This window comes from Clostridium nigeriense (assembly GCF_050585245.1).
Classification (GTDB): domain Bacteria; phylum Bacillota; class Clostridia; order Clostridiales; family Clostridiaceae; genus Clostridium; species Clostridium nigeriense_A.
The window spans coordinates 571,040-582,587 of the sequence record NZ_JBNOOF010000001.1; the positions used below are offsets into that span (position 1 = coordinate 571,040).

Genomic DNA, 11,548 nt, shown 5'->3' on the forward strand with positions numbered 1-11,548 from the left:
TTGCATGGCTTAAGTATCTAAAAAGTAAATGTTAACGCTTCCAAAGAAAATTATACATTATTTAACTATTTTGGTATTTGCACTTTCTAGTTAAAACTTTATATTTTTTCATTATTTTCTATTTTCTGACTATTTGATTTTAAATTGCAAAAAAGTGCAGATATTAATTTTGTTATTACTTCAATATGCTAAAGTCATCACAAAATTAATAGCTACACTTAAAAACTGAATTAAGGAATTAATACTTTATTTACATTTAAATACTACCTAGCGGTAATACTTATTTTGATTACCAATGAATTTTAGTAGCTGACTCATTAGAAATATCATCTCTTTTACTTAAATATAAACATAAACCATCTAAAACAATATGAATACTTTGGTCAAATAATGAACTTAACAATTGTATTGATTTTCTCTCTGATCCTGTATCCCCTTTTACTGTTCCGGGAACTACAACAATAATATCTGATTCTTTTGCTAAATCTGATTCCTTATTACTTGTAAATGAAACTATCTCACATCCAGCTTTCTTTGCTTTTTTAGTATCAGAAACTACATTAGCACTTTTTCCTGAGCCTGATACAGAGATAAAAAGATCACCTTTTCTTACTGATGGAGTAATAGTTTCCCCTACTACATAAACATTATAACCTAAATGCATAAGTCTCATAGCAAAGCCTTTCGCCATTAAACCTGAACGTCCTTCTCCATCAACAAATATTCTTCTTTTCTTAGTTATTGCTGATGCTGCACTTTTAAATTCACTTTCATTTACTTTTGAAATTACATCTTTTATTTCTTCTAAAATAACATTTAATAGTTCCATTATTTATCATCCTCCATAAGAACTTTAAAGGCCTTAGTAGCTTCTTTTATATTTTCAGATTTAGTAATAGCTCCACCAACTATAGCTATATCAAAATTTGCTTTTTTAATAGTACTAATACTATCTTTACTAACTCCTCCAGCAACAGCTAATCTATTAAAATCTTTTAAATTGCCTATTGTTGAATTAATTAAATCTTCAAGCCCTATTCCACCATTATCAGAAGGTAAATGGACACAAATTATCCCATCTGAAAATTCTTTAAGGGCTTCTTGCTTTTCATATGAAACCTCAATTAAGTCAATTAAATAGTCCTTGTTATATTTATTAGCCACCCTTTTACAAATTCTTAAGGTTTCTAATGAAGATCCTCCAAGTACTGTAGCAATATCTGCTCCAGCATTATATACTGCTTCAAATTCATATTCTGCTTCATCTACAGTTTTAATATCTGCTAGAATTATTTTATTAGGAAACTCTCCTTTTATTCTACGAACTGATTCTAATCCAAAATCTTTAATTAAAGATGTTCCTATTTCCACAATATCTGCATATTCTTCTACTTCTCTTATTATATCGATTGCTTTTTCTATAGATACTCTATCTACGGCTACTTGAAGTTTCATTTTAATTCTCCTTTATAAATTTATCTAATTCCTCTCTTGTAGGTAATCCTTCATTATCACTTACAAAAGTTACTTGAATTGCTCCAATAGCATTAGCTCTTACTACAGATTCTTTCATATCTAAATTTTCTAATTTTCCACTTATTATACCTACAGCAAAGCCATCTCCTGCCCCAACTGTATCCACTACTTTTTTAACTTTGAAACCTTTTTGTCTAAAGCTTTCAGAATCACTTCTTACATAAGCTCCTTTGCTACCTTCTTTTATTATAACATCTTTAACACCTAATTTTTGATAGAAATCTGCTATTTTTTCTGGTTCACTACTTCCTGTTAATATTGCCCCCTCAGATACACCTGGTAATATTAAATCACATTTAGAAGCTAATTCATTTATAACTTTAATCATAACTTCTTCACTTTCCCATAATGCTGGTCTTAAATTAGGATCAAAAGTTATATAACAATTATTTTCTTTAGCTCTTTCCATCAATCTATATGTAGCCTCTCTACAGCTTAAAGATAAAGCAGGTGGTATTCCTGTAACATGTACTAAGGAAACTCCAGCAAAATTTATTTTATCTATATCTTCTGCAGTCGTATGTGAAAAAGCTGAGCCTTTGCGATAATATGCAGTTACTGGATCTCCAGATGAAACCTTACTCTTAAGCATAGTTCCAGTTTTATATATAGGATCAAATGTAATAAACTCTGTTCCTATTCCTTCTATATCTAAAAAATTTTTTACATACTTTCCTAATGGATCTTCTCCAAGTTTAGTTACATACTCTACTTTATGTCCTAATCTAGTAAGACCTGTACACACATTAACTTCTGCTCCAGCTAATGATCTTCTAAATAGTTCTACTTTTTCAAGAGGACCCTCTTCTTCAGCTGTGAACATAGCCATAGGCTCCCCAAACAATATTATTCTACTCATATTAATGTCCCCCTTTAAATCCTTCTATTTCTTTATATAACTCATTAGCCTTATTTTCATCATGTGGATATAACATTAAGACATCAAAAACATAAGGATTATAATTTATTGATAATAATTCTTTTGCAAAAGCCATAGCAGCAATTTCTCCAATACATACTAATCCTGATTTATATTTATACTTACCTATTTTCCATAAAACAACTTTTTCATTTTTTGTATAAATATCTTTGTTATTTTCTTCTATGTGATGAAATAATTCATGAGCAAGTAACATACTTTCAACATCAATATACTCTAACTTATTATTAAGCTTATTTTCTTTAATGAATTCCTCTACTAGCATTTTATTTCTTTTAAATATTGTAATTTTATTTGGACTATTATAGCAAGCAAACATAATATACGATTCAGTTCCATTTGAATCTTCTTCTATAAATTCTAGATTCATTTTTTTTATGATTTTTTTAATAGGACTATCTTTATATTTTTCTTTTAACTTTATAGCCTCAATCTTTCCACATTCATTTGCTTTCTTTATTATCTCTCTTCTTAATTCTTCTGAAACTTTACCTTTAAGGGGGTCTCTGCTAAAAGCATATTGCCCCCACTCTTCATCATTGATATTAATAAGAAAATCTATTTTTTCTTCAATCATATATCGTTTTTAGCTCCAATTAGTATAATTTCTTCATTATCTTCTAATGTTGCTAACTCTGTATCCACAACTAGGTAAAGTTGATCTAAATCCATCATTCCAGCATAATCAAGTACCTTTCCACCTGTACATAAATACATATCTGGTGTTAACTTAATGTCATTTTTAAATACTGATAATTGTTCCCACATTTCTTCTATAACCTTTGGTGCTTCTGATACTGTACATTTTCTAGCATCACCATCACCACGTTGAACTTTAATAAAACCTTTTTTGTCTACAATTCTTATTTGATCAGAGCCATTTTTCTTTTTAGAAGTAAATACATAGAATACATTACTCTTAGTTATTAATTTTGTTTCTTCAATTGTTGCTCCCATTGATTTTGCTGCAATTTCCTTTGCTTCCTCTTCGCTACAAGCCTTTAATAAATCTGTAGTTTGAACTTCTGAAGATCCTAAAGCTATTGCTGTTACTCTTGAGGTTTGTGAATCGATTTCTATTTGAACTTCTACACTGTCTGGAACCGCTCCATTAGCAATAGCCATATTAGCAGCTTCCTTTTTAATATCTGCAATATCTTTCTTAGTTGGAGATGGAATAACACGTTCAACAACATCTCGAATCATTGATAACGCAACACCTATAGAAGAAATAACTTCTGCATTTTCAGGAATACTATATCCTAATTCCATAAGTTTAGCAGTGTATGGTAGTAATGCTGAGACTCCACCACCAACTCCTACAAGAGAAATTTGATCTTTTTCTAATTTATATTTTTCGGCAAGTTCTAAAATAACTGGTCTAATCTTTTCATAAGATTTTCTTAAAATTTGCTCACACACATCTTCAACAGTAGTATTCATATATTCAGCTAATGGTTCAATGGCTTTACGAGCAGCTTCAGGATTTCCATATGAATAATGTTCTGGCTTTACATATCCTAAGACATTAGCTGCACAACTATTTGTAATTGTAATTTTCTTTCCATTCTTTAATCTAATATAAACATAATCTGAAGGGTCACCATCTTTAGGCCTAAAGAATTCAACTTGTGGATCTTCAATTTCTTCAATTGGAGTATATACTGCATAAGGCATACCTGCTATATGAGCACTTCTTGGTCCAACATCAACTATTCCTTCTTTAGATGCTCTAACCATGCTTCCTCCTGCAACTCCTAATACACGTACGTCTAAAGAATTAACATAAGTTGGATGTCCACCAATTATTGAATAATCAACCGCTGGTCTACCATTTTTTATTACCCCTATATTAGTGCTTGTACCTCCAACTTCAAAATATATACCATTTGAAGCCCTTAAGTACATTAAAGCACCAACAACACTAGCTGCTGGACCAGAAAGCATGGTTAATACAGGACGTTTTTTCATTTCACTAATATCCATTACACCACCATCACCACGCATTATCATTAGTGGTACTTTAATACCAGCTTTACGAACACTATCCTCTGTACTATTAGCAGTTTCTAGCATCTTAGGAAGAATACTAGCATTAATTGCTGCAGTTCTTGTTCTTCTTGTAAGTCCATATAACTTACTTATTTCAGATGCTACTGAAACAGGAATATCATATTTTTCTGCAACTTTTTTAACTTCATTTTCTTCAGTTAAGTCATCAACACCAAAAGCCTTTGATGCAACTATAACATTTGACCCTTGTGATCTTAGTTCATTAATTGATTTTTCAATATTAGTTTCACTTGCATCCTTTTGTTTTAAATATGTGTGATGTACTTTAATTATTCTTCCTGTTCCTAAATCAATATCATCAATTTTACTTTGTTTCTTAGCTAGAAACCCACTAAAACCACCTTTTCCCATTCCAATAATTCCAACTTCAGCAACATCTCCTTCTAAAAGTGCATTTGTAGCTTGAGTTGTACTATGAGCAATAAATATAACATCATTAGGATCAATATTATTTGCAGTTAAACATAATTTAAATGCTTCAATAACTCCAGTTGCCACTCCCATTTCATCATCATGAGTAGTCATAACTGAACCTTTTCCTATAATCTCATGTGTTTCATTATCTATTGCTACAGCTTTAGTATGAGTTCCTCCAACATCTATTCCCACACGAATTGCTCTATTTCCCATAATTACTCCTCCATTCTCATTTTATTATTAGTTTATTAATATCTTTTGTTTAGTCTAATTACATCCCATACATAAAGTAAACTACTACTGAATTAATTGCACAAATTATCCAACCCCAAATAACACCTGAACGTAAGAAATCTTTAGTATTTGTCTTTGAGTAGTTAATTGCCCAAAGATTCCAAGATTGTGTTGGACAGCAAGAAATGTTCATTGTAATAGTTGGAATATATATTAGAGGGAATAAGAGTTCTGCTGAGAAAATTCCCATACCATTCAATATACCTAATGTTGCAGCTCCAGCACCAAATACTGTTAATGGTCCACGGAATAATCCAAGTGGAGCAATTACTGCAAATAGCACGCATAACAATAATGTACTACTTGGCATTATTCCTCCCAATATACTTTGGAAAAATACTGAATCAAATCCTGCAACCTTATTAAACATAGGTAGTATAAATAAGAATCCTAATAGTGATGCAACGTCTACAACACCATCATAAAATGTCTTTGAAATAACTTTTTCACAATCTTTGTAAGATTTAATCTTTCCACAAACAAATAATGCATAGAATGAAGCTACTATAAATGCTGGTATTGGTTGCCACTTAAATACTATAGCTAATATGACTGGTAATACTGGAGTAATTAAAGCTATTCCAGGTACATTTTCTTCAGTTGGCGTATTAGTTGCAGTAGCTGCCCAAGCATGACTTACTTTAGTTTTTCTAAGCCTTACAGCTAGCATTATAATTACTACTAATAATTGTATTGCCATTGCAGTAAATCCAAATTTTAAGTAATTTGAATCATATTGAAATCCTTCAAATATACCTTGCATTTGCTTGAAAAGAACTATATTAACGTACATTCCTGAACCAACTGACATAAGATAAGATGAAACAGCTAGAGCTTTTGGGACTCCAAGTGATAATAATATTGGTAATACGATTACACCAATTGCTACAACTGCACCTGCTCCAAAAGTACTAGTAAAGATAAGTGATGTAACTATTGATATTAATATTGTTGTAATTAATGGTTTATCTCCACCTAACTCAACTGCTAATTTGATAATTTTAGATGCAATTCCTGTTTTAACAAGAACTTGTCCAAACCAGCTACCAAATATAACTACAACTGCTGTAGCACCCCAACTTTCCGGTCCCCCTTGAAAAATTTGAGTTTGAGCATCTGCCCATGTAATTTCTCCACCTATAATTCCTAAAGCTGTCCATATAATTGCCATTACCAAGAAACCAATCATCATATTTCCGCCTTTTACAGCGTATATGATAAAAGCAATAAAAGTAAGTAATAATAAAATTCCAATAATCATGTCCATAATATTCTTTCTCCCCTTTTAAATAAACATAAAAAATAATTTATTTATTTATTTATCTTCTTTCATATATCACCTTCTTTAATAAAAATTATATATAAGTTATAATTTTAAAGCTTTTTTAATTTCTAGCTCAACCTCTTCTATTGAAGTGCATGGATATTCTAAAGCCATAGGTAAGTTTTTTGGTAAATTATGAAGTATCTTTTCTAGATTTAATATTCCTTCATCTAATAAAGTATTTTTTCTATTTACATCTGCATTTTTTAAATGTATATACTTCACAAAATCTTTTAATAGTTCTGAATTTTTTATAGGGTCCTCATCTTGAAAAATCCAGTTAGCGACATCGAATGTGAAAGAAATGTTTCCGCCTAATTCTCTATCCTTTTTTAAGAAATTATATATTTTCTTTGATCTTCCATTTTCACAAGTTTGATCATTTTCTATAGTAAGTTTAATCTCATATTTCTTACATAATTCATCTATTGCCTTAACATCTTCCACTGACAATTCATTAACTTCACCTATATTCATCTTTACATTGTGACAGTTCATATTGTTTGCTTCATTAAAATAGATTTCTATTTCTTTTCTTCTAAGCTTGTTCCCTCTAAACAACCATTCTGGAACAGAATAAAATAAATTCATATTATAGCTACTAGCCTTTTCCTTAATATCTAGAATCTCTTTATTAAAATCCTTTATAAATTCACGTCTTACTTCTACACTTTTTATCCCAAGCTTATTTACTTTGTCAATTATAGTGCTTTGAGGTACTCCATTCTTTAAATCATAAAGAAATACCAAAGTATTGATTACTAATTTTTCTTTTTCCATACCCATCCCTCATCTTATCTAAATTCTCTTTTATTTCCTAAAATTTATATTTATTTTTACTTGTTTAGATAATAAATATTCTATTTAGCTGAATTTATTAATCTTTCACAACGTTCTTTAAGTAAATCAAGATTTGATGAATTAATTCCTTTTGTTAAGTATCCTCCGAATCCTATTGCATATGCTCCACTTTCAAACCATGCTTTAACATTTGTATCATCAACACCACCAGTTGGCATCATTTCAATAAATGGCAGTGGAGCCTTTATTCCTTTAATCATCTTCATTGATAAGCAATCTCCTGGAAATAGCTTAACTACATCACTACCAGCTAAATATGAATTATATGCTTCTGTTGGTGTTGCTGCTCCCATTGAACAAAAGATATCATTTTCTTTGCAGTAACTTCCTACTTCTTCTACTATACAAGGAGATACTATAAAATCAGCTCCATTATATACAGCTAGCTCTGCTTGTTCCTTATTTAGAACAGTACCAGCTCCTATTAATGCATTTGGTAATTCCTCTTTTAATTCTTTAATTAATTTTTCTGCATTTGGTAAACTAAAAGTAATTTCTAAAGTTGTTATTCCAGATTCAACAATAGTTCTACATATAAGTTTTGCTTCTTCTAAGTCATTTCCTCTAATTACTGCAATCAATTTACCTTTCATTAACTTCTTTACTTCTTCTTTATTCATTAATAACATCTCCTTTATTTACTTAGGATCTGTTGATCCTCTTATAACAAGCTTAGCTGGTAGTTCAATATACTTAGGTGCACCAGATTCATCATTATTAATCCTGCTAATAAGAAGCTTCGCTGATTGAACACCACATTCATAAGAATCCTGGGTTATAGTAGTTATTCCTGGTGGTATTAATGAAGCCCAGCCCCAGTCATCATAACCACAAATCCCCATATTTTTTGTTATTTTCATATCTAAGTTTTTCATTCCATGAAGAACATTTAGTAATGTAACACCATTAACAGTAAATATTACTCCTGGCTCGCCATTACAATTTTTTTCAAAATCAATTAAATTTTTCTCACACATACCTATATTTTTTTCATCAATGATGTATGTAAGCTCTTCACCATTAATATTATATAAACTTTTAACAGCATCAATATACGCATAATGTCTAAGATAACGACTACTATTTGATGTTATGTCTTGAGTGAAGAAAGCTATTTTTTTATATCCCTGTTTATACAAAAATTTCATACAATCATAAGTTGCTCTATAATTATCTGTAGTTACAGTATCTATTTCATTTATATCCTTTAGGCAACGATCTGCTAGAACTATCTTAACTCCATAATTATTTAACTCCATTAAATAATCATCTATTTTACCCGTAGTATTTACAATAAGACCATCCACCTTATTATCTAGTAATGATTTTATACTTTCCCTTTCACTATCAGGATTATTATCTGTATTAGCAAAAAGCACATCATATCCTATTTGTTTACAAACATCATTTATTCCTTTAACTACAATGGAAGAAAATGGGCTCCCTATATCAGCAATTATGCATCCTATTAATCCAGTCTTTTGTGTTTTTAAACTTCTTGCAATATTACTTGGCCTATATTCAAGTTCTTTAATTACTTTCTCAATTTTTTCTTTGGTTTCCACAGACATAAATTCGTATTGTCCATTTAAATATCTAGATATAGTTGTTTTAGATACTTGTGCCATTTCTGCTACATCTTTTATGGTGGCTCTTTTTCCTCTTAATTCACTCATTTAAAGAAAGTCCTCCCAAGGTCATAGTAAACCGGTTAACATAATAAAAACAGTTTATGTGAATCGATTAACATAAAGTTTATCTAATTAAAACCTAAACTCTATAAATTAGAAAATGACTAACATAAACTATTTAAATATTCTTATTCTAACTCTTCATCTTTTGTAAACCGATTAACTAAATAGTTTTGTTATCGATTTCATTTATTGATTTAATTATATATCCACATTTTAGAAAATTCAATACATTTTTTTAAAATATTTTATGTTTTCTGAATATTTAAAATAAATGAGGATTTTTTATAATATCCTCATTTAAATCTTATATATTTACGAATTTTTCATTACTACACTTTCAACCTGATTTGCTACACTTTCACAAGAATCACAACATCTTTCAAAATATTTGAAAGTGCCTGTCCATGTCATAATTTCAATAGGATCTTTAGAACTAGTATAAAGATTTCTTATACTATTAATATATAGCCTATCTCCTTCTTCTTCTAAATCATTTATACTTATAATTAGCTTGTTAATTTCAGAAGACTTTTTAAAATTATGAAATTCCTTCATTAACTTCTTTAATTCATTACAATTTCTTATAATTACATCAGTAAAACCTAATGCTTCTTTTTTTATTTCAGAAATATTAAACATATAAATTTTAACTAATATATCTTCAATATTATCAGTTACATTATCTATATAGTGCGCTAAATCTATTATATCTCCTCTTTCTATTGGAGTTATAAACTCTTTAGCTAATTTATTCATCATTTCATGTTTCTTTATATCTGCAGAATGTTCTATTTTGTGCATTTCATCTATTCTTTTTTCTAGTTTATCTACATTAAAGTTTACCAAAGTATCTTTAAGTAAATTTGCTGCTTCACAGGAATAATCCACTAACTCAGCTAACATTTCAAAATAATTATTTGCTTTTTTACCTACCATTAATATCTTGCTCCTCTATAATTATATTTTAAAATATCCAAATAAATAATTCTGCCATTAAGAATCCTATTAATCCACAACCTGGGAATGTTAAAATCCATGTCCAAACCATTTCTTTAACAACTCCCCAATTTACTGAACTAAGTCTTTTGGCAGCTCCAACTCCCATTATCGCAGTAGTTTTTGTATGTGTAGTACTTACAGGGATTCCTGTTACTGAAGAAAGTAAAAGACATCCAGCACCTGCTAGATCTGCTGAAAATCCTTGATATTGCTCTAACTTAACCATATCCATTCCAACAGCTTTAATTATTTTATATCCTCCTATAGATGTACCCAATGCCATAACTAATGAACATACTACCATAAGCCATACTGGTATAACAAAATTTTGAACATCACCTCTTCCATTTGCTAAAAAGATACCTAGCATAAATACTCCCATAAACTTTTGTCCATCTTGAGCCCCATGCATAAATGCCATAGCTGCTCCACCACCAATTTGAGAATATTTAAAAAAACTTCTAGTCTTCCTACGATCAAATCCTCCAAATATGAATCCTATAACTTTTACAGTTAACCATCCCATACCAAAACCTAAGAAAGTAGATAGTAATAAACCATATATTACCTTTACCCATTCACTTCCATTTATACCACTCATTCCACCTTGAAGTGCAATTGCAGCTCCTGAAATTCCTGCAATTAATGCATGACTTTCACTTGTCGGAATACCAAAATACCAAGCAGCAGTAGCCCATACAACTATAGCAAATAACGCTGCGCATAATGCTATCAGTGCATAGTGCGCATCATTACCAAAATCAACCATATTATATATAGTTTGTGCTACATTGGCATTTATCATTGTCATTACAAAAACCCCTAAAAAGTTGAATATTGTAGCCATAAAAATAGCAGCACGTGGCCCTATAGCACGAGTAGACACGCAAGTAGCAATAGCATTAGGCGCATCAGTCCATCCATTAACTAAAATTACTCCTAAAGTTAGAATTACAGTAATTAATAACGGAAGGTTGTTCATTACTTGACTAATAAATTCAAAAAAAGAAATTGTCATGAAATATCTCCTTTCATATTATGTAAAATACTCCTAGATTATTTTATATTTCTACATTTTAACAATATAACTTTTTTTATTATTTTTCAACAATTTTATATATATTTTTTTATATTTTGACTATATTTTTTTAAAATAAAATAGTCTATGAATTATGATATCATAGACTATTTCTTAGGTTATTCGATTACATGAGCTGAACTCTCCAAGCATGATTTAATTTGAATTTCTGTAGCAGGTTCATTATAAATCACTTCAATTGTTCCCCTCGCCATATCTACACAAACTTGATTAACCCCATCGACTTTTTCTAAAGAGTTCTTTAATTGCGTCTTCATATTTTCATTTGAAATTCCACTTATTTTATAATGTACTCTATCCATACTGTAACC

General features: G+C 29.9%; 12 protein-coding genes. All 12 read right to left on the bottom strand.

What is annotated here, in order from left to right:
• Nucleotides 1–289 precede the first annotated feature (289 nt).
• Entirely contained in the window at nt 290–829 is a 540-nt protein-coding gene (hxlB, locus tag ACQPUY_RS02785) for a 6-phospho-3-hexuloisomerase (RefSeq protein WP_430839393.1), read from the bottom strand.
• Entirely contained in the window at nt 829–1,455 is a 627-nt protein-coding gene (locus tag ACQPUY_RS02790; protein WP_430839394.1) for an orotidine 5'-phosphate decarboxylase / HUMPS family protein, read from the bottom strand. Before ACQPUY_RS02790 ends, hxlB begins: the two co-directional genes overlap by 1 nt.
• Nucleotide 1,456: 1 nt before the next feature.
• Nucleotides 1,457–2,395 carry a sugar kinase gene (locus ACQPUY_RS02795; protein WP_430839395.1) on the bottom strand — a complete coding sequence of 313 codons (939 nt, stop codon included), beginning with the start codon at nt 2,393–2,395 and terminating at the stop codon, nt 1,457–1,459.
• 1 nt (nt 2,396) lies between these two features.
• Complete coding sequence (locus ACQPUY_RS02800) at nt 2,397–3,053, bottom strand: hypothetical protein (RefSeq protein ID WP_430839396.1); 657 nt, start codon at nt 3,051–3,053, stop codon at nt 2,397–2,399.
• Nucleotides 3,050–5,179, bottom strand: coding sequence for a hydantoinase/oxoprolinase family protein (locus ACQPUY_RS02805; RefSeq protein ID WP_430839397.1), 2,130 nt, complete (start codon nt 5,177–5,179; stop codon nt 3,050–3,052). Before ACQPUY_RS02805 ends, ACQPUY_RS02800 begins: the two co-directional genes overlap by 4 nt.
• Before the next feature lie 58 nt (nt 5,180–5,237).
• Nucleotides 5,238–6,527 (bottom strand): citrate transporter, encoded by a 1,290-nt coding sequence (locus tag ACQPUY_RS02810; protein WP_430839398.1) that lies wholly within the window; start codon nt 6,525–6,527, stop codon nt 5,238–5,240.
• Between the two features lie 99 nt (nt 6,528–6,626).
• Nucleotides 6,627–7,364 (bottom strand): sugar phosphate isomerase/epimerase family protein, encoded by a 738-nt coding sequence (locus ACQPUY_RS02815; protein ID WP_430839399.1) that lies wholly within the window; start codon nt 7,362–7,364, stop codon nt 6,627–6,629.
• A gap of 80 nt (nt 7,365–7,444) precedes the next feature.
• Nucleotides 7,445–8,065 (bottom strand): bifunctional 4-hydroxy-2-oxoglutarate aldolase/2-dehydro-3-deoxy-phosphogluconate aldolase, encoded by a 621-nt coding sequence (locus ACQPUY_RS02820; protein ID WP_430839400.1) that lies wholly within the window; start codon nt 8,063–8,065, stop codon nt 7,445–7,447.
• Nucleotides 8,066–8,083: 18 nt separating this feature from the next.
• A complete protein-coding gene (locus ACQPUY_RS02825) occupies nt 8,084–9,121 on the bottom strand; it encodes a LacI family DNA-binding transcriptional regulator (protein ID WP_430839401.1) in 1,038 nt (345 codons plus the stop codon).
• Between the two features lie 330 nt (nt 9,122–9,451).
• Complete coding sequence (locus ACQPUY_RS02830) at nt 9,452–10,075, bottom strand: DUF47 domain-containing protein (RefSeq protein WP_430839402.1); 624 nt, start codon at nt 10,073–10,075, stop codon at nt 9,452–9,454.
• Nucleotides 10,076–10,103: 28 nt separating this feature from the next.
• Complete coding sequence (locus ACQPUY_RS02835) at nt 10,104–11,156, bottom strand: inorganic phosphate transporter (protein WP_430839403.1); 1,053 nt, start codon at nt 11,154–11,156, stop codon at nt 10,104–10,106.
• Nucleotides 11,157–11,335: 179 nt separating this feature from the next.
• The gene (locus ACQPUY_RS02840; RefSeq protein WP_430839404.1) at nt 11,336–11,539 is read right to left on the bottom strand and encodes a heavy-metal-associated domain-containing protein; all 204 of its coding nucleotides are present in this window, start codon (nt 11,537–11,539) and stop codon (nt 11,336–11,338) included.
• Nucleotides 11,540–11,548 lie beyond the last annotated feature (9 nt).